We start from the raw sequence: 25,573 nt of genomic DNA, 5'->3' as shown, positions 1-25,573 counted from the left end.
CGGCGGCACCCGCGCCCGTCCTGATAAGGCAGTCTTGTCCACGTGCCCGAACCCGAAACCGGCAAGCCCGGAGCCTCCGTGCCGTCCCCCCATCCCCATGCCGCGACCCTGAAGCGACTGGAGAAGTCCTCCGGGTCGCTCGCCGCGCAGGCGATCGCACGGATGGACGAGACGCTGCCCTGGTACCGGGCGATGCCCCCGGAGAACCGTTCCTGGATCGGGCTCGTCGCCCAGGCGGGCATCGCCGCCTTCACGGAGTGGTTCCGGCGTCCCGACGCCCCGCAGGCCATCTCCACCGACGTGTTCGGCACCGCGCCGCGCGAGCTGACCCGGGCGATCACGCTGCGGCAGACCGTCGAGATGGTGCGCACCACCATCGAGGTGATGGAGACGGCCATCGACGAGGTGGCCGCCCCCGGCGACGAGTCGGTGCTGCGCGAGGCGCTGCTGGTGTACGCGCGGGAGATCGCCTTCGCCACCGCCCAGGTGTACGCCCAGGCCGCCGAGGCACGCGGTGCCTGGGACGCGCGGCTGGAGTCGCTGGTGGTGAACGCGGTGCTGAGCGGGGAGGCCGACGAGGGCGCCGTCTCCCGGGCCGCCGCCCTCGGCTGGAACTCGCCGGAGCACGTGTGCGTGGTGCTGGGCACCGCGCCCAACGGGGACTCCGAGCTGACGGTGGAGGCGATCCGGCGGGCCGCCCGGCACGCCAAGCTCCAGGTGCTGACGGGTGTGCTCGGCGACCGGCTCGTGGTGATCGCGGGCGGCAGCGACAACCCGCTGGGGGTGGCGAAGTCGCTGATCGGGCCGTTCGCGCAGGGACCGGTGGTGGCCGGTCCGGTGGTGCCGGACCTGCTGGCCGCGACCCGGTCCGCGCAGGCCGCCGCCGCCGGGCTCAAGGCGTGCACCGCCTGGCAGGACGCCCCGCGCCCGGTGCTCGCCGACGATCTGCTGCCGGAGCGCGCGATCGCCTCGGACCCGGCGGCGCGCGAGCAACTGGTGGAGGAGATCTACAGACCGCTGGAGGAGGCCGGGGCCGCTCTGCTGGAGACGCTGAGCGTCTATCTGGAGCAGGCGAGCAGTCTGGAGGGCGCCGCCAGGATGCTCTTCGTTCACCCCAATACCGTGCGCTACCGGCTCCGACGTGTGACAGACGTCACCGGCTGGTCACCCTCTGATGTACGGTCGGCCTTCACACTGCGGATCGCGCTGATCCTGGGGCGCCTGGCCGATGGAGATCCGCAACTCTAGGCTTTTGTGGAAGACCCACAAAACCCCCTCGTGTTCTTCGTCCTTGTCCTCACGGGCGGCCGTGGCCGTCCTCAAGAGAGAGTGTGAGAGTGCTCGTACTCGTCGCTCCCGGCCAGGGTGCCCAGACGCCCGGCTTCCTGACTGACTGGCTCGCCCTCCCCGGCGCGCAGGACCGCGTCGCCGCGTGGTCCGACGCCATCGGCCTCGACCTCGTCCACTACGGGACGAAGGCCGACGCCGAGGAGATCCGTGACACGGCCGTCGCGCAGCCGCTGCTGGTCGCCGCCGGTCTGCTCTCCGCCGCGGCACTCGGTGACATCGCGCCGGGCGCGGTCGCCGGCCACAGCGTCGGCGAGATCACCGCCGCCGCCTTCGCGGGCGTGCTCGACGACGGCGCCGCGCTGTCCCTCGTCCGCCGCCGGGGCCTGGCCATGGCCGAGGCCGCCGCGGTCACCGAGACCGGCATGTCGGCGCTGCTCGGCGGCGACCCGGAGGTGAGCGTGGCCCACCTGGAGAAGCTCGGTCTGACCCCGGCGAACGTGAACGGCGCCGGCCAGATCGTCGCCGCCGGCACCGTCGCGCAGCTCGCGGCGCTGGCCGAGGACAAGCCCGAGGGCGTGCGCAAGGTCGTCCCGCTGAAGGTCGCGGGCGCCTTCCACACCCACCACATGGCGCCCGCCGTGGCCGAACTGGCCGAGGCCGCCCGCGCCCTGACGCCCGCCGACCCGGCGCTCACGTACGTGTCCAACAAGGACGGGAAGGCCGTGGCCACCGGCGCCGAGGTGCTGGAGCGCCTCGTCGGGCAGGTCGCCAACCCGGTCCGCTGGGACCTGTGCATGGAGACGTTCAAGGAACTGGGCGTCACGGCGCTGATCGAGGTGTGCCCCGGCGGCACGCTGACCGGTCTGGCCAAGCGCGCGCTGCCCGGCGTCACGACGCTGGCCCTGAAGACCCCCGCCGACCTCGACGCGGCGCGCGAACTCGTCGCCGAACACGCCTGACGCCCCGAAGGAGCCGACCGCACATGGCGAAGATCAAGCCCGGCAAGGGAGCCCCGTACGCGCGCATCCTCGGGGTGGGCGGCTACCGCCCGACCCGGGTGGTGCCCAACGAGGTGATCCTGGAGACGATCGACTCGTCCGACGAGTGGATCCGCTCGCGCTCCGGCATCGAGACGCGGCACTGGGCCTCGCCGGAGGAGACGGTCGCCGCGATGTCGGTCGAGGCGTCCGGCAAGGCCATCGCGGACGCCGGGATCGACGCCGGGCAGATCGGCGCCGTGGTCGTCTCGACGGTGTCGCACTTCAGCCAGACCCCGGCCGTCGCCACCGAGATCGCCGACCGGCTGGGCACGAACAGGGCCGCCGCCTTCGACATCTCGGCCGGCTGCGCGGGCTTCGGTTACGGACTGACCCTCGCCAAGGGCATGGTCGTCGAGGGTTCCGCGGAGTACGTCCTCGTCATCGGCGTGGAGCGGCTCTCCGACCTGACCGACCTGGAGGACCGGGCGACGGCCTTCCTCTTCGGCGACGGCGCGGGCGCGGTCGTGGTCGGCCCTTCCAAGGAGCCGGCGATCGGCCCGACGGTGTGGGGTTCCGAGGGCGACAAGGCCGAAACGATCAAGCAGACGGTCCCGTGGGACCGTTTCGTCCCCCACCTGCGGACCGGCTCCGGCGAGGGCGCCCCCACCGGCGACGTCACCGGCCTCCCCCTCGACAGCGAGGGCAACGTCAAGTTTCCTGCGATCACGCAGGAGGGCCAGGCGGTGTTCCGCTGGGCCGTGTTCGAGATGGCGAAGGTCGCCCAGCAGGCGCTGGACGCGGCCGGGATCAGCCCGGACGACCTGGACGTCTTCATCCCGCACCAGGCCAACGTGCGGATCATCGACTCGATGGTGAAGACGCTGAAGCTGCCGGAGCACGTCACGGTCGCGCGTGACATCCGCACCACCGGCAACACCTCGGCCGCCTCGATCCCGCTCGCGATGGAGCGGCTCCTGGCGACCGGCGAGGCGAAGAGCGGCGACACCGCGCTCGTCATCGGCTTCGGGGCGGGTCTCGTCTACGCCGCGACGGTCGTTACCCTCCCCTAGGCACCTCCGCTCCGGATCACCCGGTCCGGCACGGAACCTTTTGCCACACCCTCTGGAAATCTACGAAGGAGCGCCGCCATGGCCGCCACCCAGGAAGAGATCGTCGCCGGTCTCGCCGAGATCGTGAACGAGATCGCCGGTATCCCCACCGAGGACGTGAAGCTCGACAAGTCCTTCACCGACGACCTGGACGTCGACTCGCTGTCCATGGTCGAGGTCGTCGTCGCCGCCGAGGAGCGCTTCGACGTCAAGATCCCGGACGAGGACGTCAAGAACCTGAAGACGGTCGGCGACGCCACCGAGTACATCCTCAAGCACCAGGGCTGACCCCCGGTCACCCGGGCACGGCCCGGGTCCCGTCCTGGGCCGCACTGCCCCGCCACCCGGCGGTGGCGCCGTACGAATCCCGTATCCGTTGGAGAAAGAATTCCCGTGAGCTCGACCAATCGCACCGTGGTCGTCACCGGTATCGGCGCAACCACACCGCTGGGTGGCGACGCGGCCTCTACCTGGGAGGGCCTGGTCGCAGGCCGGTCCGGCGTCAAGCCGCTGGAGGAGGAGTGGGCCGCCGACCAGGCGGTCCGCATCGCCGCCCGGGTCGCCGTGGAACCGACCGAGGTCATCCCCCGGCCGCAGGCCCGCCGGCTGGACCGCTCGGCGCAGTTCGCGCTGATCGCGTCCCAGGAGGCGTGGAAGGACGCCGGCTTCACCGGCAAGGCCGGTGAGGACCCGAGCGTCGACCCCGACCGGCTCGGCGCGGTCATCGCCTCCGGCATCGGCGGGGTGACGACCCTCCTCGACCAGTACGACGTGCTGAAGGAGAAGGGCGTCCGCCGCGTCTCCCCGCACACCGTGCCCATGCTGATGCCGAACGGCCCCTCCGCCAACGTCGGTCTGGCCGTGGGCGCCCGCGCGGGCGTGCACACCCCGGTCTCGGCCTGCGCGTCGGGCGCGGAGGCCATCGGCTACGCCATCGAGATGATCCGCTCCGGCCGGGCCGACGTGGTCGTCGCGGGCGGCACGGAGGCGGCGATCCACCCGCTGCCCATCGCCGCGTTCGGCAACATGATGGCGATGTCCAAGAACAACGACGACCCGCAGGGCGCCTCGCGCCCCTTCGACACCAAGCGGGACGGCTTCGTCCTCGGCGAGGGCGCCGGCGTCCTGGTCCTGGAGTCCGCCGAGCACGCCGCCGCGCGCGGCGCCCGCGTCTACGCGGAGGCGGTCGGCCAGGGCATCTCCGCCGACTCCCACGACATCGTGCAGCCGGAGCCGGAGGGCCGCGGCATCTCGCACGCCCTCCAGCACCTGCTGGAGCGCACCGACCTGGACCCGGCCGAGATCGTGCACGTCAACGCGCACGCCACCTCGACGCCGGCCGGTGACATCGCCGAGCTGAAGGCGCTGCGCAAGGTCTTCGGCGACGACACGGACCACTTCGCGGTCTCCGGCACCAAGTCGATGACCGGTCACCTCCTCGGTGGCGCGGGCGGCGTGGAGTCGGTCGCGACGGTCCTCGCGCTGTACCACCGGACGGCGCCGCCGACCATCAACGTCGACGACCTCGACCCGGAGGCCGCGGCCACCGCCGACATCGTGCGGGGCGAGGCGCGCGCGCTGCCCGCCGAGGGCCGTATCGCCGCGCTGAACGACTCGTTCGGCTTCGGCGGGCACAACGTGGTGCTGGCGTTCCGGACGGTCTGAGCGCCCCCGTGACCACGAGTGGCCCGCTCCCCGGGAAGGGGGGCGGGCCACTGTCGCGTCCGGGGCCGGGCGACCCCGCCGGGATCAGACGACCTGGTGGAGCCAGCGCACGGGGGCGCCCTCACCGGCGTAGCGGAAGGGCTCCAGTTCGTCGTCCCAGGGCTTGCCGAGGAGCTTGGCGATCTCGGCCTCCAGGTCGGTCTCGCCGGCCTGGGAGCGCACCAGGGCGGCGCGCAGCCGGTCCTCGGGGATGAGGATGTCGCCGTGGATGCCGGTGACGGCGTGGAAGATGCCGAGGTCGGGGGTGCAGCTGTACCGCTCGCCCTCGGCGTTGGCGGACGGCTCGGCGGTCACCTCGAAGCGCAGGAGCTGCCAGCCGCGCAGGGCGGAGGCGAGCTGGGAGGCGGTGCCGGCCCGGCCCTGCCAGGAGAACTCCGAACGCCAGGTGCCGGGCGAGGCGGGCTGCCGGATCCAGTCCAGGCTGACGCGCGTGCCGAGCACCCCCGCGACGGCCCACTCGACGTGCGGGCAGAGCGCGCGCGGCGCGGAGTGCACGTACAGAACTCCACGTGTCGTCACCGGAACCTCCGGGCTGAGCGGGACATCTCACAACGGGCGGGACGGCCGTGGCCTCGGGGGCCACATGAGGGCGAGGCTACCGTGCGACGGCGCAAGGAGTGTGACGTACCGTCGGTCCCACCGCCGGGAAACCGCCCTCATTCACCCGGCAGGACGCTTGTACGGGTGTGCGCGGGCGCATCCGGAGGCGCTCGGGAACCCTGGCGCGGTGTCATGGGTTGAGCACGGTGGAAGCCGGCCGGGCCGGCGGAGGGCGGCCGGCGGGCGGTCGCGGCAGTCGAGGGAGGGCACCCCATGGACGACGGGACGGAGCGGGCGCCGCACCGGCGCCGCCCCCGCACGCGCGCCGGGCTCGCGCTCCTGGCCGCCGTCGCGCTGGGCCTGTCCGGGTGCGGTCTGCTCGGCGGGGACTCCTCCGACGCCTCCGGCACGGCGCGTCCCTCGCCCTCGCCGAAGCCGGCGCCGGTCTGGAACCCGGCCCCGCGGTCGGTCGCCGCGGTGGGCGACTCGATCACCCGCGGGTTCGACGCCTGCGCGGTCCTGTCGGACTGCCCCGAGGTGTCGTGGGCGACCGGCACCAGCGCCGAGGTGGACAGCCTCGCGGTGCGGCTGCTGGGCGCTGAGGGGGCGGCGGAGCGGAGCTGGAACCACGCGGTGACCGGCTCGCGGATGGCGGACCTGCCGGCGCAGATGGCCCGGGCGGCGCGGGACCGGCCGGAGCTGGTGACGGTCATGGCCGGGGCCAACGACGCCTGCCGGGCCACGGCCGCGGCGATGACCCCGGTGGCCGACTTCCGCGCCCAGTTCGAGGAGGCGCTGCGCGCCCTGCGCACGGAGCTGCCGCGGACACAGGTGTACGTGGCGAGCATCCCGGACCTGAAGCGCCTGTGGTCCCAGGGGCGTACCAACGCGCTCGGCAAGCAGGTGTGGAAGCTCGGCCTGTGCCCGTCGATGCTGGGCGACGCGGACGCGCTGGACGCGGCGGCGACCGAGCGGCGCGACGCCGTGCGGGAGCGGGTGGAAGCGTACAACGAGGTGCTGCGGGAGGTGTGCGCGAAGGACCGGCGGTGCCGTACGGACGACGGGGCGGTGTACGCGTACCGGTTCGGCACCGCGCAGCTCAGCCGCTGGGACTGGTTCCACCCGAGCGTGGACGGCCAGGCCCGGCTGGCCGAGATCGCCTACCGCGCGGTCACGGCGGAGCGGCCCGGGGCGGCTCGCCCGGGACCGGAATGACGGGTGAGGCGAATCCGGGCACGTCCCGTCTCGGCGCCCACGGCCCGTGAGCGGGGCGGCGGGGGCCGGGTGCCGGTGCCGTCCGCCGGGTGAGCCCCGGCCCGGCCGTCAGGTGCCGGGCCGGGGCTGTCCACGGGGGCGTCGGGCGGGTGGCGCGGGACGCCGTACGGTCCGACCGTAGTGGCCCCGCGGGGCCTGCGGCCGGTGATCGGGAGGATTCGGGGGATGTCCGTACGAACCTTTCACACGGGTCCGTGGGCGGTCCGGCCGGTCGCGCCGGAGCCCGGGTGACCGTGCGGTCCGGTGTCGCCGTCGGGGGCGGGGTCGTCGTCGCAGGCGTGGGCGGGGTCGTCGGGCTCAGGGCCGGGGTCGTCGTCGGACGCGTGGGCGGGGCCGTCGAGGATCTCCTCGCCGAGCAGGTCGCGGGCGAGGAGGGTGGCGCCGGCGACCGCGCCCGGCATCAGGAAGACCGCGACGAACGGCACCAGGAAGGCCAGGCCCAGCGGTGTGCCGAAGCCCCACACCAGCAGCTTGCGGGTGCGCAGCAGCGCCAGCCGCTCGCGCAGTTCCAGGCCCCGGCGCTGGAGGGCGCCCGCGGCCAGTTCCTCGCTGAGGAAGAAGCCGGTGACGAGGAACCCCGCCACCGGCACGGCGGTCTGCCCGAGCACCGGCACGAAGCCGAGCGCGAAGAGCAGCACGCCCCACAGGGCGGCCCGCACCAGGATGCGCAGGCTGTCCCGGGTGGAGACCCACACGTCGCGCCAGAAGGACAGCTCGGACTCGGGCGCGGTGCCGTCGGCGGAGACGTCCCGGTCGACGGCCTCGGAGAGGCTGTCGTAGAAGAGGCTTCCGATGAGCAGGGTGACGGCGGTGAAGGTGAGGACGGCCAGGAGCAGGCCGAGCGCGAACAGCACCACGGTCAGCACGCCGCGGAAGATCCCGGCCCAGGGGCTCGCCCAGTCGTCGGCGAAGGGCGTCGCCCAGGCGACCGTGTCCGCGCCCCACACGATCAGCACGACGAGGGTCGCGAGGTAGAGGACGAGGGTGATCAGACCGGGCAGGAGTCCGTAGCCGTAGTTCTTCCGGTGCCGGGCCATCCACCGCTGGCCTTTGAGGAGATGACCGAACCCCGCCCCCAGATCGCGCATGGGCGGAACTCTACCGGGGCACGCGCGGCCCCCGTCCGGGACGGCGCGGCCCGGGTCGCGGGGTCGCGCGGCCCCGGACGGCGGGGGCCTGGGGGCCGCACGACGGGATCGCCGGGACTCCGGGGCCGTGCCGCGCCGGGCGGGCGGGTCACGCCGCGTGCCCGGCGGCCCGGGGGGGCGGAGCGGTCCCGTCTCAGGCGAGGGTGACGGTGATGTTGCCGCGGGTGGCCTTGGAGTAAGGGCAGACCTGGTGGGCCTTCTCCGTCAGGCTGCGGGCGTCCTCGGCGCCCAGTCCGGGGATCGACGCGGAGATCTCGACGGTGATCCCGAACCCGTCGGCGTTCTTGCCGATCCCGACCTTCGCGGTGACGGTCGAGCCGGAGACGTCGACGCCCTCCTGGCGGGCGACGACCGCCAGCGCGCCCTGGAAGCAGGCGCTGTAACCGGCGGCGAAGAGCTGCTCCGGGTTGGTGCCGGCGCCGCTGCCGCCCATCTCCTTGGGCGGGTTGACGACCAGGTCGAGCCTGCCGTCGTCGGTGGCGACGCGGCCGTCGCGGCCGTTCTCGGCGGTGGCGACGGCGGTGTAGAGGACCTCGGACTGCTGGATGGGCATGCGGGTGTCTTCCTCCTCGGTCCGCCGTGACTCGCGCCCACGACCACGACGGATTTCGGAAAGACGTTACCGCATCGCGGAACACCCGGGAAGGGGTGCGGGGCGCGGCGCGGGCGCGCGGGGCCGGCGGACACGGAGACCCCGGGCCCGGCATCCGGGCCCCACCGAGCCCTCCGGGCGAGCCCGGTGGGCCCGGTGGGCCCGGTGGGCCCGGTGGGCCTCGCAGACCCCGTGAGCCCCGCAGGCCCCGCAGGCCCGGTAGGCCCCGTGGGGACCCGCTCGCTCTGGACGGGCCGGGTCAGACCGCGACGATCATCTTGCCGGTGTTGTCCCCGCGCAGGACGCCGAGGAAGGCGTCGAGGGTGTTCCCGACGCCCTCGACCACCGTCTCGTGGTACTTCAGCTCACCGGAGCGGACCCAGGCGCCGACCTCCTCGACGAACCGGGGCCGCAGGTCCTCGTGGTCGCCGACGAGGAAGCCCTCGATCCGGCCGCGGGTCTGGATGAGGCGGGCGAGGTTGCGCGGGCCGGGGGCGGGCTCGGTGGCGTTGTAGACCGAGATCATGCCGCAGACCGCGATCCGGCCGCCCCGGTTGAGCCGGCCGATGGCCGCCTCCAGGTGGTCGCCGCCCACGTTGTCGAAGTACACGTCCACGCCGTCGGGGGCGGCGGAGCGCAGTTGCTCGGCCACCGGGGCGTCCTTGTAGTTGAAGGCGGCGTCGAAGCCGTACTCGTCCAGGAGCAGCCGCACCTTGGCGTCGGAGCCGGCCGAGCCGACGACCCGGGAGGCGCCCTTCAGCCGGGCGATCTGGCCGACCTGGCCGCCGACGGCGCCGGCCGCGCCGGAGACGAAGACGGTGTCGCCCTCGCGGAGCGCGGCCACCCGCAGCAGTCCCGCGTAGGCGGTCAGGCCGGTCATGCCGAGCACGCCGAGGTAGGTGGAGAGCGGGGCCGCGTCCGGGTCGACGCGGACGGCGTGCCGGGCGTCCAGGACGGCGTACTCGCGCCAGCCGAGGAAGTGCAGCACGTGGTCGCCGGGCGCGAAGCCCTCCGCCGCGGAGGCGACGACCTCGCCGACGGCGCCGCCCTGCATCGCCTTGCCCAGTTCGAAGGGGGCGACGTAGGACTTCGCGGCGCTCATGCGGCCGCGCATGTAGGGGTCGACCGAGAGGTACCGGTTGCGGACCAGCACCTGGCCCTCGGCGGGGACGGGCACCTCCGCCTCGACCAGGGCGAAGTCCTCCGGCTCGGGCCAGCCGACCGGACGGCTGACGAGGTGCCATTCACGGTTGACGGCGGGGAGGGAGGGGGAGTCGGTCATCGGGGCGCCTTTCCGCACGGGGGTCGCGTCCGCGGGCCGGCGCTCGGCTCCGGCCGCGAATGCTTCACTACCTGAAACAACCATGCGGCTGAACATTTCAGGTTGTCAAACACCTGGGTACCCTGGACCCCATGCCTTCTCCCGAGCGCAGCACCGCCCGCCGCCCCGACGCCCTCACCCTGGAGGTCGTGGAGCTGATCGGCGAGGTCGTGGCCCGCTTCCACGCCGACTACGAGGAGGCGGCGGCGGAGCGCGCGCTCACCGGGGCGCAGGCCAAGCTGCTGAGCCTGCTCTCGCTGGAGCCGCTGCCGATGCGGCGACTGGCGCGGAAGCTGCGGTGCGAGCCGTCGAACGTGACCGGGATCGTGGACCGGCTGGAGGCGCGGGGGCTGGTGGAGCGGCTGACGGACCCCGGCGACCGGCGGGTCAAGCTCGCGGCGGCCACGCCGGAGGGGCGCCGGGTGGCGCGGGGACTGCGGGAGTCGCTGCACTTCGCCCGCGAGCCGCTCGCGGGCCTGTCGGAGGAGGAACGGGTCGCCCTGCGCGACGCGCTGCGGCGCATCGTGGCGGACTGAGCGGGGGACCCGGGGCCGGGCCGGCCGGAGCGCTCCCGCCGGGGCGTGCCCTGGGGTCTTTCGTTGAGACCAGGCCGGGCTCGCGGGGCCCGGCACCGCGCCTCGCCGCGTTCTCGTCGATTGTGAGGGCCCCGCCCTGCCGCCCCCCTCCGCCTTGCGCTGCACGGCACCGGACTCCCCTCCCTGATCCGGCCTGATCCCAACGAAAGACCCTAGGCGCACCACCACAGGAAGCGGTCGCAGGTCTCCGAGGGGGCGGGGGACGGCGGGGGCGGGGCCGGGGGCGTGCTCGTGACGGCCGGGGGATCCGGCGTGGTGCGGGGAGGCGGCTGCGGGTCCGAGCCGGGGGGCGGGGGCGGGGCGTCCGTCGCCTCCTCGGTGTCCGGGGCCTTCGGCGGTGTCTCGGAGGCGCCGGCCCCGGGGGACGGGTCCGCCGGGCCGGAGGCCGACTCCGACGGGGAGGCCGAGGCGGAGGCGGACGCGGTGGGCGAGGGGACGCCGGAGGGGTCCGCGGTGTGCCGGTCGGCGGCGGGCAGGGCCGGGTCGCCGGCCTCCCGGGAGGTCCCGCCGTCGGCCGTCCCGTCCCCGACGGAGGCGGGCGCCGGGGTGCTTTCCGGTCCGTCGACGCCGAGTTCGGCGAGGCTCAGTCCCCCGGCTGCCAGGACGAAGCCGGTGGTGATCAGCAGGGTCCGGCGTCTGCGCCGGCGGTGCGCGGCGGCCCTGCGGTCCCGACGGCGGCCGGGCCGGTCGCCCTCGGGACGGCCGGCGTCGGGGCGGTCCGTGACGCCACCGCCGGGGTCTTCGCCCGGATGGCCGCCGGCGGCGCCGCCGCCCTCGTCACCCCCGCCGTCCCGCGCGGGGCGCGGTGGCCGGGGGGCGCCCGGTGGCTCCCCCGCCCCGTCGGCGTCACCGGGGCCCCCGGCGCCGCCGGACGCGCGCTCCTCGCCCGGAGCGGCGAACGCGCCGACAGCGGTGGGCTGTTCGACCTGGGTGCCGCACCCCGGGCAGGCGAGGGCGCCGTTGAGGTGCCGTCGGCACGGTTGGCAGTAGTCCATGACGCGGGAAGGCTAGGTTCCGGACGGGTGGGGTTCCTAGACATCCCTGTGAAGGTTGTGTGGGAAAGCGGGCACGCCTCTTCCCCGGCACCCCTGCGCATGCTGGCGAAACTGCCGAAACCGTTATGTGTCCGACCCGTTGACACCCCGACCGCGCCCTCCTTACTGTCTCGCCAGCATTTCGAACGAGTGCCGAAATCTCGAACACCGGGAAGGGCTGCCGCCGTGCGCATCACCGGAATCAGCACACACGTGGTCGGGACGCCGTGGCGGAACCTGACCTACGTCCAGGTGCACACCGACGAGGGGGTCACGGGGGTCGGGGAGACCCGGATGCTCGGGCACACCGACGCCCTGCTCGGCTATCTGCGGGAGGCGGAGGCCAACCACATCGCCGGCTCCGACCCGTTCGCCGTCGAGGACCTGGTCCGCCGCATGAAGTACGGGGACTTCGGCCGGGCCGGGGAGATCGTGATGTCCGGCATCGCCGTGGTCGAGATGGCCTGCTGGGACATCAAGGGCAAGGCCCTCGGCGTCCCCGTCTGGCAGTTGCTCGGCGGGAAGGTCACCGACCGGGTCATGGCGTACGCGAACGGCTGGTACACCACCGAGCGGACCCCCCAGGCGTACCACGAGGCCGCCCGGCGGGTGGTCGAGCGCGGATACCGGGCGCTGAAGATCGACCCCTTCGGCACCGGCCACTACGAGCTGGACCACGAACAGACCCTGTACGCCGTCTCGTTGATCGAGGCCGTACGGGACGCCATCGGCCCCGCGACCGAGCTGATGCTGGAGATGCACGGCCGCTTCTCCCCCTCCACCGCCGTGCGGCTGGCCCGGGAACTGGCGCCGTTCCGCCCGGCCTGGCTGGAGGAGCCGGTCCCGCCGGAGAACCTCAAGGCGCTGGAGAAGGTCGCCGCCAAGGTCGACATCCCGGTCGCCACCGGCGAACGCGTCCACGACCGCATCGAGTTCCGCGAGCTGTTCGAGAGCCAGGCCGCCGACATCATCCAGCCCGACGTGGGGCACATCGGCGGTATCTGGGAGGCCCGCAAGCTCGCCGCCACCGCCGAGACGCACTACATGCTCGTCGCCCCGCACAACGTCGGTGGGTCCGTCCTGACCGCCGCCGGCCTCCACCTCGGCTTCGCCACCCCCAACTTCAAGATCCTGGAGCACTTCAACGACTTCGCCGACGCGGAGATCTCCGCGGTCGTCCGGGGCGCCCCGCGGGTGGACCCGGCGGACGGCTGCTTCGCCCTCCCCGAAGCCCCCGGTCTCGGCGTGGAGCTGGACACCGACGCGGCGGACGCCTTCCCCCAGCAGCAGGCCCGGTTCGACCTGTGGGCCGACGGCTGGGAGCAGCGCCGGCCCCGGGAGCGCGGCGCATGAGCACCGAGATCGTTATCGAGGCGCCGGGGCGCCACCGCGCGGCCCCGCACACCCCGCGCGAGCCCGGTCCCGGCGAGGCGCTGGTGCGGGTGCACGCCGTCGGGATCTGCGGCAGCGACCGCGAGGTCTACGAGGGCAACCGGCCCGAGGGGTACGTCCGTTACCCCCTGGTCCCCGGGCACGAGTGGTCCGGCACGGTGGAGCGGGTCGGCCCCGGGGCACCGGCGTCCCTGGCCGGGCGCGCGGTGGTCGGCGAGGGCTTCCGCAACTGCCAGGTGTGCGACCGCTGCCACGCGGGCGAGACCACGCTGTGCGACGCCGGGTACGAGGAGACCGGGTTCACCCGGCCCGGGGCCATGGCGCCGACGCTGACCCTGCCGGCCCGGCTGCTGCACGTGCTGCCCGAGGGCGCCGACCTCACCGCCGCCGCCCTGCTGGAGCCGGCCGCCTGTGTCGCCGCCGCCGCGCTGAAGGCGCGGGTCCGGCCCGGTGAACGGGTCGCCGTGGTCGGCACCGGGACGCTCGGCATGCTCGCGGTGCAGTTCCTGCGGGCCGCGTCCCCGGCGGAGTTGCTGGTGGTCGGCACCGGCCGGGAGCGGGAGGGGCCGGCCCGGCGTTTCGGCGCGACCGGCTTCCGTACCCGGGGCGGCGAACTGCCCGGCGGGTTCGACGTGGTGGTCGAGGCCGCCGGGTCGGCCGACGCGGCCCGCACCGCCGCCGCGCTGCCACGCCGGGGCGGCCGGCTGGTGCTGACCGGCATCCCGGCGCCGGGCGCCGACGGCCTCGACCCCACCGACCTGGTGGTCCGGCAGCTCGAGGTGCGGACCGTCTTCGGGGCGCCGCCGGCCGCCTGGGCGCACGCGGTGCGGATGTTCGCCGCCGGACTGCTCGACCCGCTGCCGCTGGTCACGCACGAGGTGCCGCTGTCCGCGTTCGCCCGGGCCATCGCCCTGGCCGGCTCCGGACACCCGGACGTCGGCAAGGTCCTGCTGCGCCCCTGAGCCGCCCGCCCGCCTGCCCACCCCCGCAGGCACCGCCACGCCTGCCCCGCCCCCCCTACCCCGGAGGAGCCCACGTGCCCGACGTTTCCCCCCCGGCCGTCCGCCGGCCCGGTGAGCCGGTGCTCACCGCCCTCGGCCTGGCCGCCCCCGCGCCCGACCCCGCCGACGCCTCGCCGCACTCCTTCCCCGGCGGGGGCCGCTGGCGCACCGAGGTGCCCTCCTGCGAGGGTCCCGAGGCGCTGGCGGCGGTGCTGGAGGAGTCCGCGCGGCTGGAGGTGCCGGTGCACCGGATCAGCCAGGGCAGCGGCGTGTGGATGCTGACCGACGCCGAGATCGCCGAGATGGTCGCCGCCACGGCCGAACGGGACGTCGAGCTCTGCCTGTTCACCGGGCCGCGCGGCACCTGGGACATCGGTGCCGGCACCCGCACCGACGCGGGCGGGGCCGGTCCGCGAGCCCGGGGCCACGACGCGGTCGCCGGCTGCGTCGAGGACGCGGTCCGCGCCACCGGCCTCGGTGTGCGGTGCCTGCTCGTCGCCGACGAGGGCGTGCTGTGGACGCTGCACCGGGCGCGGGCGGCCGGTCTCCTGCCCGCCGACACCACGCTCAAGGTCTCCGCGCTCGTCGGGCCGGTCAACCCGGCCTCGTACGCGGTGTACGAGCGGCTCGGCGCCGACTCGGTCAACGTGCCCAGCGATCTGACGCTGTGCCACCTGACGGAGATCCGGCGGGTTTCGGCCGCGCCGGTCGACCTCTACGTCGAGGCGCCGGACGACCTCGGGGGCTACGTGCGCATGTACGAGGTGGCCGAACTGATCCGGCGCGCCGCCCCGGTGTACCTCAAGTTCGGCCTCGCCAAGGCGCCGGGGATCTACCCGTACGGCGCCCACCTGCGGGAACTCGCGCTGGCGAGTGCGCGGGAGCGGGTGCGGCGCGGGCGGCTGGTCCTGGACCTGCTGGCCCGGCACGGCGCGGACGGGGGGATGGCCCCGCTCGGTTCGCGGCTGCCCGGACCGCTCAGCCGCTTCGCGATCTCGTCACAACGTTCCTGAAACCCTCTTCACAAAAGGCCACACAGTCGCGCACAATCCCACACACCTGTTCTGGGCCGCTCCACCCCGGCCGCCCCGGCGGTCCGTTCTCCCGCACCACCGGCCTTCCGTGCCACCGGAGTTCACGCACCACGGCGTTCCGCACCACCCGCCCGAGCCCTGCACCCACAGCAAGGATGATGACCATGCGCAACCGCAGAGCCGCACTCGCCGCCGTCGCCTCGGCCGCCTCCCTCGCCCTCGCCCTGACCGGCTGCGGCCAGAACGGCGAGGGCGGCGGCGAGGGGGACAAGGGGGGCGCGGACGGCGCCACCATCGGCATCGCCATGCCGACGAAGTCCTCCGAACGCTGGATCGCCGACGGTGCCAACGTCGAGAGGGAACTGAAGGCCAAGGGGTACAAGACCCGGCTGGTCTACGGCGAGGACGACCCGGACCAGCAGGTCTCCCAGATCGAGAACATGATCACCCAGGGTGTGAGGGCCCTGATCGTCGCCGCCATCGACAACAAGTCGCTCGACAACGTGATGCGGCAGGCGAAGGACGCCGGCATCCCGGTCGTCTCCTACGACCGGCTGATCCTCGGCACCGAGGTCGACTACTACGCCTCCTTCGACAACGAGAAGGTGGGTGAGCTGCAGGGCGGCTACATCGTCGACAAGCTCGGCCTGGAGAAGGGCGAGAAGGGCCCGTTCAGCATCGAGCTGTTCGCCGGCTCCAACGACGACAACAACACCAAGTACTTCTTCCAGGGCGCGATGAACGTCCTCAAGCCCCACCTGGACGAGGGCCGGCTGGTCGTCCGGTCCCAGCAGACCGCGCTGAACCAGGTGACCACCCTGCGCTGGGACGGCGGCACCGCGCAAAGGCGCATGGACGACCTGCTCACGTCGAGCTACCGCAGCTCCCGGGTGGACGCGGTCCTCTCCCCCTACGACGGCATCTCCATCGGCATCCTGTCCGCCCTGAAGTCGGACGGCTACGGCTCGGCCGGCAAGCCCATGCCGATCGTCACCGGGCAGGACGCCGAGATCGCCTCGGTCAAGTCGATCGTGGCGGGCGAGCAGACGCAGACCGTCTACAAGGACCTGCGCCGGCTCGCCAAGGTCGCCACCGGCATGGTCGACGCGCTGCTGAACGACAAGAAGCCCGAGGTCAACGACACCACGTCCTATGACAACGGTGCCAAGGTCGTCCCCGCCTACCTGCTCCAGCCGGTCAGCGTCGACAAGTCCAACTACCGGAAGATCCTCGTCGACGGCGGCTTCTACACCGAGAACGACCTCAAGTAACCGGGCCGGATACGGATTGGAAGGCACGACCATGGCGGGACCCGTCCTGGAAATGCGCTCGATCGTCAAGACCTTCCCCGGCGTCAAGGCGCTCTCCGACGTCACGCTCACCGTCCGCCGGGGCGAGGTCCACGCCGTCTGCGGCGAGAACGGGGCCGGCAAGTCGACCCTGATGAAGGTGGTCTCCGGCGTGCACCCGCACGGCAGCTACGAGGGGGAGATCCTCTTCGAGTCGAAGCCGTGCCGCTTCAAGGACATCCGGGCGAGCGAGCAGCAGGGCATCGTCATCATCCACCAGGAGCTGGCGCTGGTGCCGTACCTCTCCCTCGCGGAGAACATCTTCCTGGGCAACGAGCACGCCCGGCGCGGACTGATCGACTGGAACGAGACCCTGCGCCACGCCTCCGCGCTGCTGCGCCGGGTCGGGCTGCACGAGCACCCGGAGACCCGCGTCGCCGACATCGGCGTGGGCAAGCAGCAGCTCGTGGAGATCGCCAAGGCGCTCTCCAAGCGGGTGAAGCTGCTCATCCTCGACGAGCCGACGGCCGCCCTCAACGACGAGGACAGCGGCAAACTCCTCGCCCTGATCCTCCAGTTGAAGGAACAGGGCATCACCTCGATCATCATCTCGCACAAGCTGAACGAGATCCGCCGGGTCGCCGACTCGGTCACCATCCTCCGCGACGGGCGCACCATCGAGACGCTGGACGTCAGGGCCGCGGAGACCACCGAGGACCGGATCATCAGCGGGATGGTCGGCCGCGACCTGGAGCACCGCTTCCCCGAACGCACCGAGCACCGTCCGGAGGCCGGGGCGGCGCCCGCGCTGGAGATCCGCAACTGGACCGTGCACCACCCCATCGACCAGCAGCGCAAGGTGGTCGACGACGTCTCCCTCGAGGTGCGGCGCGGCGAGATCGTCGGCATCGCCGGGCTGATGGGCGCCGGCCGCACCGAACTGGCGATGAGCGTCTTCGGCCGCTCGTACGGGCGGTGGGCGGGCGGCACGGTGCTGCGCGACGGCCGCGAGGTCCGCACCCGTACCGTCCCGGAGGCGGTCGGGCACGGCATCGCGTACGTCACCGAGGACCGCAAGCACTACGGGCTGAACCTGATCGACACCATCAACCGGAACGTGTCGCTGACCGCGCTCGGCAAGGTGGCCCGGCACGGCGTGGTCGACGAGCACGAGGAGCGGCGGGTCGCGGAGGGCTTCCGCACCTCCATGAACATCAAGGCGCCGACCGTGTTCGAGCCGGTGGGCAGGTTGTCCGGCGGCAACCAGCAGAAGGTCGTCCTCAGCAAGTGGATCTTCGCGGGTCCCGAGGTGCTGATCCTGGACGAGCCCACGCGGGGCATCGACGTGGGCGCCAAGTACGAGATCTACACGGTCGTCGACCGGCTGGCCGCCGAGGGCAAGGCGGTCGTCCTCATCTCCTCCGAGCTGCCGGAGCTGCTCGGCATGTGCGACCGCGTCTACACCATGGCGGCGGGGCGGCTGACGGGCGAGTTCTCGCGGGCCGAGGCCACGCAGGAGGCGCTGATGCGCCAGATGACGAAGGACAAAGAGGTATCCCGATGAGCACCGACGTGAGCGCGAAGAGCCCGGCCCCCGCCCCGCCGGGCCGGGACGGCCCGGACACCGGCGCCGGCCTGCTGCGGCTGATGCTCGACGGGCTGCGCCGCAACATGCGCCAGTACGGGATGCTGATCGCGCTCGGCCTGATCGTGCTGCTCTTCGCCGCGTGGTCCGGCGGCGATCTGCTGCTGCCGCGCAACGTGTCCAACCTGGTGCTCCAGAACAGCTACATCCTGCTGCTGGCGATCGGCATGATGCTCGTCATCATCGCCGGGCACATCGACCTGTCGGTGGGCTCGCTGACCGCCTTCGTGGGCGCGATGTCCGCCGTGCTGATGGTCGACCACGACGTGGCCTGGCCGCTGGCGGTGGTGCTCTGCCTGGCCCTCGGCGCGCTGGCCGGGTCCGCGCAGGGCTTCTTCGTCGCCTATCTCGGCATACCGTCCTTCATCGTGACCCTGGCGGGCATGCTGGTCTTCCGGGGCCTGACCGAGATCGTCCTGAAGGGGCAGACTCTCGGCCCGCTCCCCCGGGGCCTGCAGGAGATCGCCAACGGCTTCCTGCCCGAGGTCGGCCCGCACACGAACTACCACAACCTCACCCTGCTGCTCGGCTTCGCGCTGATCGCGTTCGTCGTGTACCAGGAGGTCCGGGACCGCAGGCGGCAGCGGGAGTTCGCGCTCGACGTGCCGCCGGCCAGGCTGTTCGCGCTCAAGCTGGTGGCGCTGGTCTCCGCGGTCCTCGTCGTCACCCTGCTGCTGGCCAGCCACAAGGGCGCCCCGATCGTCCTGCTCATCCTGGGCGTGCTGGTGGCCGGCTTCGGCTACGTGATGCGCAACGCGGTCGTCGGCCGGCACATCTACGCGATCGGCGGCAACCTCCCGGCGGCCAAGCTCTCCGGGGTGAAGGACCGGAAGGTCACCTTCCTGGTCTTCCTGAACATGGGCATGCTCGCCGCCCTGGCCGGCCTGGTCTACGCCGCCCGCTTCAACGCGGCCTCGCCGAAGTCGGGCCTCGGCTTCGAACTGGAGGCCATCGCGGCCTCGTTCATCGGCGGCGCGTCGATGAGCGGCGGCGTCGGCACGGTCCTCGGCGCCATCATCGGCGGCCTGGTCCTCGGTGTGCTCAACAACGGCATGAACCTCGTCGGCATCGGCACCGACTGGCAGCAGGTCATCAAGGGCCTGGTCCTGCTGGCCGCGGTCGGCTTCGACGTGTGGAACAAGCGCAGGGTCGGTTCGTAGCGCCGGCCGGGGCGGACGTACCGGACGGCGACGGTGCGCTGCTCCGGCACCCGGGCCCGACCGGCCGCCCCCGGCACCCCGGTCCCGACCGGCGCCCACCGGGCGGTCACATTTCTTTCACACCCGTTGAACACCTCCCCCGCCCCACGCGTATCCCTGGGTGGCCCGTGCTCCCCCGCGCGGGCCACCCAGCGACGGAGGTCCCCCTTGTCCGGCAGCGTCACCTCGTTGTTCCGCGGCGCCGCGGCGCACAGCCCCTCGATGGCGGCGCTGACACGGGCGAACGGCGACGGCGCGGCCGGACCGGTGGACTTCTGCATCCCGTGCAACCCCTACTTCCCGACCCCGGCCATGTTCGAGGAGATGGCGGGCCGGCTGCGCGAGATCATCACGTACTACCCGAGCGACGCCGACACCATCACCGCCGAACTGTGCGGCCTGCTCCAGCTCCCGCCGCAGTGCGTGGCGATGGGCAACGGGTCCACCGAGCTGATCACCTGGATCGACCACCTGCTGGTCCGCGAGTCCCTCGCCGTCCCGGTCCCCACCTTCGGCCGCTGGACCGACCAGCCGGCGGAGACCGGCAAGCGGGTCGACATGTTCCCGCTCCAGGAGGCGAACGGCTTCGCCCTCGACCTCGCCCGGTACGCCGGGTTCCTCCGGGCCCGGGGCAGCCGGGTCGCGGTGATCTGCAACCCCAACAACCCCGACGGCGGCTTCCTGCACAGGCAGGCGGTCGTGGGGTTCATGGACGCGATGGCCGATCTGGACCTCGTCGTGATCGACGAGTCCTTCCTGGAGTTCGCCGACGCCGAGGAGGAGCCCAGCGTGGTCCGGGAGGCCGTGCTGCGCCCCAACGTCATCGTCCTGCGCAGCCTCGGCAAGAACTTCGGCCTGCACGGCATCCGCTTCGGCTACCTCGTCGCCAACCCGTCGCTGGCCGGGCGGGTGCGCGGCATGCTGCCCAAGTGGAACCTCAACTCCTTCGCGGAACACGTGGTGTTCATGCTCCGCGAGCACGGGACGGAGTACGCGCGGAGCCTGCGCGAGGTGCGCCGCGACCGCCTGGAGATGGCCGGGCGGCTCGCCACCCTGCCGGGCCTGACCGTCTACCCGTCCCAGGGGAACTTCCTCTTCGTCCGCCTGCCCGTGGGTGCCGAGGGCACCGTCGTCCGGGACCGCATGCTCACCGAGCACGGGGTCCTGGTCCGCGAGTGCGGCAACAAGATCGGTTCCTCCAGCCGCTTCCTGCGTCTCGTGGTGCGTCCCCGGGCGGACGTGCACCGCCTGGTGTCCGGTCTGGAACAGGTGCTCTACGGGACCGGGAGGGAGGCCGCCGTGCCCGAGCACGCCACCGGGACCGGCTACAGCTCGGGCACGGCGGCGGTGGACCGCCTGGTCAGCGAGACCAACGGGGCCGGCCTGAGGGGGCTCGCCGAGCGGGCGGCCGCCCCGGGGCTCGCTGCCGCGCCCTCCGCCGGCACCGGCATGTCGCTCCCCTCCGGACCGGTGGCCGCCCCGGCCGCCGCCGGGGGGATGCCGGTGCCGGCGGTGTCCCCGCCCGCACCCCGGCCGGCGCCGGTCCCCCAGCCGGCGCCGGCCCCCACCCCGGCGGCCCCGGCCGCCGCCATCCCGGCCGCCGCCATCCCGGCGGCGCTCCCACCCGCCGCCACCGCGTCCACCGCGCCCGTCCCGGCGGCGCGGACGCCGCTGCCCGCCGGCCCCACGCCGCCCGGCGTCCCCGCCCGGGGCGGTCTGACGGCCGCCCAGGTCCGCGGCACCAACGGACGGGACCCCGTCGCGCCCGGCACCTGGCCGGCCCCGCAGAACTGGCCCAACGCGGCCGGCATGGTCCCCACCGCCTGACCCGGGCCCCCAGCCCGCGCCCACCGCGGGACGACGTGGAGAATGGGCCGGCACGCGCGGCCCTGCCGTGCGGCGGCAGGGAAGAACGGGCAACAGGAGGGGCTCCCTTGGAGCTCGGCACGCGCAACAGGACCGGCACCCTCGGCAGGCGGGCCTTCGGTGCCCTCGCCGGGACGACCGCCCTCGGTCTCGCCCTCGGCGGCAGCGGCGCCGGCGGCGCGGCCGGGACCCCGGCCGGGGCGCGGCGCCCCGTGCCCACCGGACCGCCACCGGCACGGCCCGCCGCGGACGGCGTCCGCCACCGGGTCGAGACCGACCGCCACTCCCTCCTCGTCGACGGGCGCCGCCTGGTGCTCCTGGCCGGGGAGGCGCACCCCTTCCGGCTGCCCGGCCCGTCCCTGTGGCGGGACGTGCTGGAGAAGCTCCGGGCCCACGGCGGCACCGCGGTCGTCGCCGTCCTCGACCGCCGGCAGCTCACGCCGTTCCCCGGGCACGACGACCTCGGCGGCGTCCGCGACCTCGACCGGTTCCTGCGGCTGGCCGCCGGGGCCGGGCTCTACGTGGTCCTGCGGCCCCTCCCCCGGCCCGGCCCCGACGCCGGGGCGTGGCTCTCCCGCGTGCACGCGGTCGCCGCCCGGCACCTGTACACCCGGGGCACCGGCACCGTCCTGCTCTACCGCACCGGGGCCACCGGCCCCGGCGAGACGGCCCGGCTGCGCGAGCGGCTGCGCGCCGACGGTCTCGACCTGCCCCTCGTGCCCGACGGGTCCCCGCTCGCCCGGGGCGAGGTGCGCGGAGCGGCGGACCCGGCGGCCGTGCGGCTCGGCCGGCTCGACGCCCTCGGTCCCGGGCCGGCGGTGCACACCGTCGGCACCTTCTTCGGCGGCACCTCCTGGGGCTGGCTCCCCGGCCCGCCCGCCCCCGGCCCGGTGTACGACCCCACGGCACCGCTCGACGAGGCCCGCCGGCCGACCGGACGGATGGCGCCGGTGCACCAGTTCGGGCACCTGCTGCGCCACGTCCCCGACCTCGCCCGGCTGACGGAGGCCCGGGGCGGGGGCGCCCGGGACGCCCGGCTGCGGGTGCGGCACCTGGCCAACCCGGACACCGGCGCCCGGTTCCACGTCCTGGCCAACGACTCCGCCGAGGACGTCACCTCCGCGGTGCCGCTGGACGGCCGGCCGGTGCCGGTCACCGTCCCGGCCGGGGACGCCCGGCTGCTCGCCTCCGGGCTCCCGCTGGGGGCCGGGCCGAGGCTGGCGTACGCGACGGTGCAGCCCATGGCGGTGCTGAGCGCCGGGCGGCAGGACATCGCGGTCTTCGCCGGGCGGACGGGCGAGACGGCACAGGTGGTGCTGGACTGCCCGAGCGAGCCGTGGCCGTCCCGGCTGGACGACGAGGCGGCCTGGGCGTACGACCACGGCCGGCTGCACGTGACGGCGCCGCTGCCCGCGGGCAGACCGGTGCGGGTTTGGGTGCGCGGCGCGGACTCGGAACGGCCGCTCCTGCTGGTCCTCGCCGACGACGCCGCCTCGCTGCGGCTGTGGCCGTACGAGACCCCGTCGGGCCCCGGCCTCGTCCACGGACCCGAACTGCTGCGCGAGGCCGTGGTGGACGGGCAAACGCTGCGGCTGACCGGCGACACCGGGGACGAGTGCCCGCTGCGGGTGTGGGCGCCGCGCGGTGTCACCGCCGTCACCTGGAACGGCCGCCCGGTGCGCACCGCCGTCGACCGGGACGGGAGCCTGCGCGCCCGCTGGCCGCTGCCCGGCGTGCCGGAGCCGGAGCTGCCCGCGCTGGACGGCTGGCGGCGTCGGGCGGAGAACCCGCAGTCGGCGCCGGATGACGACGACGGGTGGACGCCCGCCGTGTGGCGGACGCCGGCCTCCTCGACGCCCGTGCCCGAGGGGCAGCCGGTGCTCTTCGCCGAGGAGTACGGCCTCCCGCACGGCGACGTCTGGTACCGGGGGCGGCTGCGGGGCGCGGCGGGGCTGGAGTGGGTCTCCCTCGCCCACCGCGCGGGCCCGCGGGGCCTGGTGATGGCGTGGCTCGACGGGGAGCCGCTCGGCGTCCACCGCACCGGGGGCGCCGGGATCGACACGGCCCGCTTCGCCGTGCCGCGCCGGCTGCGCGAACGGCTGCGCTCGGCGCCTGGCACACCGGTCCTCGCGGTGCTGGTCCGGCGCACCCGCGACCCCGAGGAGGGGCCCGGCGGCGCGGACGGGCGGACGGCGAGCGGGCTGGTGTCGGCGGCCTTCGGGGGCGTCTCGCCCGAGGTGCGCTGGCGGGTGTGCGGGCCGCCGGCGCCCGACCCGGTGCGCGGCCCCCTCAACACCGGGGGCCTGCGCGGGGAACGCGAGGGCTGGCACCTGCCCGGACTCGACGAGGCCGGCTGGGAGCCGGTCGCCGCGCCGCGCGCCGAGCCGCGCCAGGGCGTGGCCTGGTACCGCACCGGGTTCCGGCTCGACGTGCCGCCGGAGGTGGACGCCTCGGTCGCGCTGGTGCTCGACGGGGTGTCCGGTGCCCGCGTCCAGGTCTTCCTCAACGGCTGGAACCTGGGCGAGTACGGGGACGACGGGCGGGGCCTGGTCCTGCCGGGCGGCGTGCTGCGCACCCGGGCCGCCCGCAACACGCTCGCCCTCGCGGTCCTGTCCGACGGGAGCGCCGCGGCGGGGCGGGCGTCGGCCCGGCTGGTGACCCGGGGCGTGGCGGCGGGCGGGGTGCCGGTGGACCGGGTGCCCGCGCCGGGCCGGGCGGCCTGGCAGCCAGGGCCGGCGGGGTTCAGCGCAGCCGGATCACGTTCCAGGACAGGGGTTCCAGGACGGTGGTGAGGCGGCCGTCGCGCAGGACCGTGCCGGCGACCCGGTGCGGTCTCACCCGCTCGGGCCGGTCGAGGGTGTTGCGGGCCTCGGGGTCGGCGTCCGCGAGGGCGCTGTGCCCGATCACGCCGGTCGGGCGCGGCCCCCGCAGGACCACGTCGAGCGGGAGGGGCTCGGTGCGGGAGCGGTTGACGGCGAAGAGGGTGACGGAGCCGTCCCCGGCGCGTACGGCGGTGGCGTGCAGCAGCGCGGCCTCCCCGTACCGGTCCGTGTGGTGGACCGGGGCGTCCACGCGGACGTCGAGGACCCGGCCGCGGCCGTGCCGGGCGGCCTGCGCGAAGGGGAAGAAGATCGTCTGGCGCCAGGCCGGCCCGCCCGGCTCGGTCATGATCGGGGCGATGACGTTGACGAGCTGGGCGAGGCAGGCGAGGCGGACCCGGTCGGCGTGGCGCAGCAGGGCGATGAGCAGCGAGCCGACGACGACCGCGTCGGTGACGGTGTAGTGGTCCTCCAGCAGGCGGGGGGCCTCGGGCCACTCGTCGGGCCCGAAGCCGCCCTCGCGCCGCCGGGACGCGTACCAGACGTTCCACTCGTCGAAGGCGAGCCCGATCCGCTTGGCGGACTTCAGCCGGGCGGCGACGTGGTCGCAGGTGGCGGCGGTCTCCTCGATCTGGCGTTCCATGTCGACGGCGGAGGCCAGGAAGGAGTCGACGTCGCCGTCGAGGGGTTCGTAGTAGGCGTGCAGGGAGATGTGGTCGACGAGGTCGTGGGTGTGGGCGAGGACGGTCGCCTCCCACGCGGCGAAGGCGGGCATGGAGCGGCCGGAGGAGCCGCAGACGACGAGTTCGGCTCCGGGGTCGCGGCGGCGCAGGGCGCGGGCCGTCTCGGCGGCGAGCCGGCCGTACTCCTCGGCGGTCTTGTGGCCGGTCTGCCAGGGGCCGTCCATCTCGTTGCCGAGGCACCACATGCGGATGCCGAAGGGTTCCGGGTCGCCGTGGGCGGCGCGGAGGTCGGACAGGGCCGTGCCGCAGGGGTGGTTGGCGTACTCGTGCAGGCGCAGGGCGTCGGCGACGCCGCGGGTGCCGAGGTTGAGGGCCATCAGGGGCGCGGTGCTCGGGCCGAGGGCGCGCAGGAAGCCGTGGAACTCGGAGAGGCCGAAGTGGTGGGTCTCGGTGGAGTGCCAGGCGTCGTCGAGGCGGCGGGGGCGGTCGGCGACGGGGCCGACGGAGTCCTCCCAGCGGTGGCCGGAGACGAAGTTGCCGCCGGGGTAGCGGACGAGGGTGACGCCGAGTTCGCGGATCAGGGCGAGCACGTCCCGGCGCAGTCCGGCCGCGTCGGCCGCCGGGTGTCCCGGTTCGTACAGGCCCGTGTACACGCAGCGGCCGAGGTGTTCGACGAAGGAACCGAAGAGGCGCGGGTCGACGTCGCCGACGGTGAAGTCGGGGTCCAGGGTGAGGCGGGCGGTACGCAAGGGCGTCCTCCGGGCGGGGAGAGGTCGTCAAGGGGCGCACGGCACCGGCCTGTTCGAGATTCCGGACAGTGCCCGTGTCGTCGGACGGGACGGTAGGGTCATGGCGGGGACGCGTCAATGGGACCCGCCGCAGCCCGGGGCGGTGGCGTTCCCCTGACGCGGGCCGGGGCGGGCGCGTAGCCTCGGCCGGGGACCGGCGGTGCGAAGGGGGAGCGATGGACGTCCCGGGCGGCGCGCGGGGCCGGCGCGCGGGCACCACGGGGGGATGCGGCGGGACCCCGCCCAC

At 74.3% G+C, this 25,573-nt stretch carries 21 protein-coding genes; 15 read left to right on the top strand and 6 right to left on the bottom strand.

Going from position 1 to position 25,573, the window contains the following annotated elements:
• Window positions 1–42 precede the first annotated feature (42 nt).
• The 5 genes from fasR (at window position 43) to VM636_RS21330 (ending at window position 5,044) form a co-directional block, all read left to right on the top strand.
• Window positions 43–1,248 carry a fatty acid biosynthesis transcriptional regulator FasR gene (fasR, locus tag VM636_RS21350; protein WP_030419695.1) on the top strand — a complete coding sequence of 402 codons (1,206 nt, stop codon included), beginning with the start codon at window positions 43–45 and terminating at the stop codon, window positions 1,246–1,248.
• 89 nt (window positions 1,249–1,337) lie between these two features.
• Entirely contained in the window at window positions 1,338–2,249 is a 912-nt protein-coding gene (locus tag VM636_RS21345) for an ACP S-malonyltransferase (RefSeq protein WP_053912528.1), read from the top strand.
• A 23-nt stretch (window positions 2,250–2,272) separates the two neighbouring features.
• Complete coding sequence (locus tag VM636_RS21340) at window positions 2,273–3,340, top strand: ketoacyl-ACP synthase III (protein WP_030419697.1); 1,068 nt, start codon at window positions 2,273–2,275, stop codon at window positions 3,338–3,340.
• A 78-nt stretch (window positions 3,341–3,418) separates the two neighbouring features.
• Entirely contained in the window at window positions 3,419–3,667 is a 249-nt protein-coding gene (locus VM636_RS21335; RefSeq protein ID WP_030419698.1) for an acyl carrier protein, read from the top strand.
• 105 nt (window positions 3,668–3,772) lie between these two features.
• Window positions 3,773–5,044, top strand: coding sequence for a beta-ketoacyl-[acyl-carrier-protein] synthase family protein (locus tag VM636_RS21330; protein ID WP_053912527.1), 1,272 nt, complete (start codon window positions 3,773–3,775; stop codon window positions 5,042–5,044).
• A gap of 84 nt (window positions 5,045–5,128) precedes the next feature.
• Here the strand turns inward: VM636_RS21330 and VM636_RS21325 are convergent, their stop codons facing one another.
• A complete protein-coding gene (locus VM636_RS21325) occupies window positions 5,129–5,623 on the bottom strand; it encodes a DUF3145 domain-containing protein (RefSeq protein ID WP_030419700.1) in 495 nt (164 codons plus the stop codon).
• A 294-nt stretch (window positions 5,624–5,917) separates the two neighbouring features.
• Between VM636_RS21325 and VM636_RS21320 the strand changes: the two genes are divergently transcribed.
• The gene (locus VM636_RS21320; RefSeq protein ID WP_053912526.1) at window positions 5,918–6,859 is read left to right on the top strand and encodes an SGNH/GDSL hydrolase family protein; all 942 of its coding nucleotides are present in this window, start codon (window positions 5,918–5,920) and stop codon (window positions 6,857–6,859) included.
• A 242-nt stretch (window positions 6,860–7,101) separates the two neighbouring features.
• Here the strand turns inward: VM636_RS21320 and VM636_RS21315 are convergent, their stop codons facing one another.
• From VM636_RS21315 to VM636_RS21305, 3 genes are all read right to left on the bottom strand, one after another.
• Window positions 7,102–8,007: an EI24 domain-containing protein gene (locus VM636_RS21315; RefSeq protein WP_078962473.1), complete on the bottom strand. Its 906-nt coding sequence runs from the start codon at window positions 8,005–8,007 to the stop codon at window positions 7,102–7,104.
• A 193-nt stretch (window positions 8,008–8,200) separates the two neighbouring features.
• Window positions 8,201–8,620 carry an organic hydroperoxide resistance protein gene (locus VM636_RS21310; protein WP_030419703.1) on the bottom strand — a complete coding sequence of 140 codons (420 nt, stop codon included), beginning with the start codon at window positions 8,618–8,620 and terminating at the stop codon, window positions 8,201–8,203.
• Window positions 8,621–8,918: 298 nt separating this feature from the next.
• Window positions 8,919–9,941 (bottom strand): NADP-dependent oxidoreductase, encoded by a 1,023-nt coding sequence (locus VM636_RS21305; RefSeq protein ID WP_030419704.1) that lies wholly within the window; start codon window positions 9,939–9,941, stop codon window positions 8,919–8,921.
• Window positions 9,942–10,072: 131 nt separating this feature from the next.
• Between VM636_RS21305 and VM636_RS21300 the strand changes: the two genes are divergently transcribed.
• Entirely contained in the window at window positions 10,073–10,516 is a 444-nt protein-coding gene (locus tag VM636_RS21300; protein WP_030419705.1) for a MarR family transcriptional regulator, read from the top strand.
• Between the two features lie 212 nt (window positions 10,517–10,728).
• On the opposite strand, the gene VM636_RS21295 is transcribed toward VM636_RS21300, so the two are convergent.
• On the bottom strand, window positions 10,729–11,571 hold the full coding sequence (locus VM636_RS21295; protein WP_053912525.1) for a hypothetical protein: 843 nt from the start codon (window positions 11,569–11,571) through the stop codon (window positions 10,729–10,731).
• A 225-nt stretch (window positions 11,572–11,796) separates the two neighbouring features.
• Between VM636_RS21295 and VM636_RS21290 the strand changes: the two genes are divergently transcribed.
• From VM636_RS21290 to VM636_RS21255, 8 genes are all read left to right on the top strand, one after another.
• On the top strand, window positions 11,797–12,963 hold the full coding sequence (locus VM636_RS21290; protein ID WP_053912524.1) for a mandelate racemase/muconate lactonizing enzyme family protein: 1,167 nt from the start codon (window positions 11,797–11,799) through the stop codon (window positions 12,961–12,963).
• On the top strand, window positions 12,960–13,964 hold the full coding sequence (locus VM636_RS21285) for an alcohol dehydrogenase catalytic domain-containing protein (protein ID WP_053912523.1): 1,005 nt from the start codon (window positions 12,960–12,962) through the stop codon (window positions 13,962–13,964). The genes VM636_RS21290 and VM636_RS21285 overlap by 4 nt, the downstream gene beginning before the upstream one ends.
• A 74-nt stretch (window positions 13,965–14,038) precedes the next feature.
• A complete protein-coding gene (locus VM636_RS21280) occupies window positions 14,039–15,016 on the top strand; it encodes a hypothetical protein (RefSeq protein ID WP_053912522.1) in 978 nt (325 codons plus the stop codon).
• A gap of 185 nt (window positions 15,017–15,201) precedes the next feature.
• Complete coding sequence (chvE, locus tag VM636_RS21275; protein WP_030419710.1) at window positions 15,202–16,308, top strand: multiple monosaccharide ABC transporter substrate-binding protein; 1,107 nt, start codon at window positions 15,202–15,204, stop codon at window positions 16,306–16,308.
• A 31-nt stretch (window positions 16,309–16,339) separates the two neighbouring features.
• On the top strand, window positions 16,340–17,890 hold the full coding sequence (mmsA, locus tag VM636_RS21270; RefSeq protein ID WP_030419711.1) for a multiple monosaccharide ABC transporter ATP-binding protein: 1,551 nt from the start codon (window positions 16,340–16,342) through the stop codon (window positions 17,888–17,890).
• Complete coding sequence (gene mmsB, locus VM636_RS21265) at window positions 17,887–19,131, top strand: multiple monosaccharide ABC transporter permease (RefSeq protein ID WP_030419712.1); 1,245 nt, start codon at window positions 17,887–17,889, stop codon at window positions 19,129–19,131. The genes mmsA and mmsB overlap by 4 nt, the downstream gene beginning before the upstream one ends.
• A 207-nt stretch (window positions 19,132–19,338) precedes the next feature.
• Window positions 19,339–20,997: a histidinol-phosphate transaminase gene (locus tag VM636_RS21260; protein ID WP_030419713.1), complete on the top strand. Its 1,659-nt coding sequence runs from the start codon at window positions 19,339–19,341 to the stop codon at window positions 20,995–20,997.
• Between the two features lie 107 nt (window positions 20,998–21,104).
• On the top strand, window positions 21,105–23,828 hold the full coding sequence (locus tag VM636_RS21255) for a beta galactosidase jelly roll domain-containing protein (protein WP_078962472.1): 2,724 nt from the start codon (window positions 21,105–21,107) through the stop codon (window positions 23,826–23,828).
• On the opposite strand, the gene VM636_RS21250 is transcribed toward VM636_RS21255, so the two are convergent.
• Entirely contained in the window at window positions 23,779–25,287 is a 1,509-nt protein-coding gene (locus VM636_RS21250) for an alpha-N-arabinofuranosidase (RefSeq protein WP_030419715.1), read from the bottom strand. The two genes, VM636_RS21255 and VM636_RS21250, sit on opposite strands and share 50 nt — an antisense overlap.
• Window positions 25,288–25,573: the final 286 nt, after the last annotated feature.

The sequence above is a fragment of the Streptomyces sp. SCSIO 75703 genome (assembly GCF_036607905.1).
Taxonomy (GTDB): Bacteria; Actinomycetota; Actinomycetes; order Streptomycetales; family Streptomycetaceae; genus Streptomyces.
Note: the sequence above shows the minus strand (reverse complement) of the source record. Positions and strands in the feature narration are given on the sequence as shown.

What these genes read in the sequence shown, in the direction of transcription:
- VM636_RS21340 (WP_030419697.1), top strand. Translation starts at nt 2,273, where the DNA reads ATGGCGAAGATCAAGCCCGGCAAGGGAGCCCCGTACGCGCGCATCCTC.
- VM636_RS21335 (WP_030419698.1), top strand. Translation starts at nt 3,419, where the DNA reads ATGGCCGCCACCCAGGAAGAGATCGTCGCCGGTCTCGCCGAGATCGTG.
- VM636_RS21320 (WP_053912526.1), top strand. Translation starts at nt 5,918, where the DNA reads ATGGACGACGGGACGGAGCGGGCGCCGCACCGGCGCCGCCCCCGCACG.
- VM636_RS21315 (WP_078962473.1), bottom strand. Translation starts at nt 8,007, where the DNA reads ATGCGCGATCTGGGGGCGGGGTTCGGTCATCTCCTCAAAGGCCAGCGG.
- VM636_RS21310 (WP_030419703.1), bottom strand. Translation starts at nt 8,620, where the DNA reads ATGCCCATCCAGCAGTCCGAGGTCCTCTACACCGCCGTCGCCACCGCC.
- VM636_RS21305 (WP_030419704.1), bottom strand. Translation starts at nt 9,941, where the DNA reads ATGACCGACTCCCCCTCCCTCCCCGCCGTCAACCGTGAATGGCACCTC.
- VM636_RS21300 (WP_030419705.1), top strand. Translation starts at nt 10,073, where the DNA reads ATGCCTTCTCCCGAGCGCAGCACCGCCCGCCGCCCCGACGCCCTCACC.
- VM636_RS21295 (WP_053912525.1), bottom strand. Translation starts at nt 11,571, where the DNA reads ATGGACTACTGCCAACCGTGCCGACGGCACCTCAACGGCGCCCTCGCC.
- VM636_RS21285 (WP_053912523.1), top strand. Translation starts at nt 12,960, where the DNA reads ATGAGCACCGAGATCGTTATCGAGGCGCCGGGGCGCCACCGCGCGGCC.
- chvE (WP_030419710.1), top strand. Translation starts at nt 15,202, where the DNA reads ATGCGCAACCGCAGAGCCGCACTCGCCGCCGTCGCCTCGGCCGCCTCC.
- mmsA (WP_030419711.1), top strand. Translation starts at nt 16,340, where the DNA reads ATGGCGGGACCCGTCCTGGAAATGCGCTCGATCGTCAAGACCTTCCCC.
- mmsB (WP_030419712.1), top strand. Translation starts at nt 17,887, where the DNA reads ATGAGCACCGACGTGAGCGCGAAGAGCCCGGCCCCCGCCCCGCCGGGC.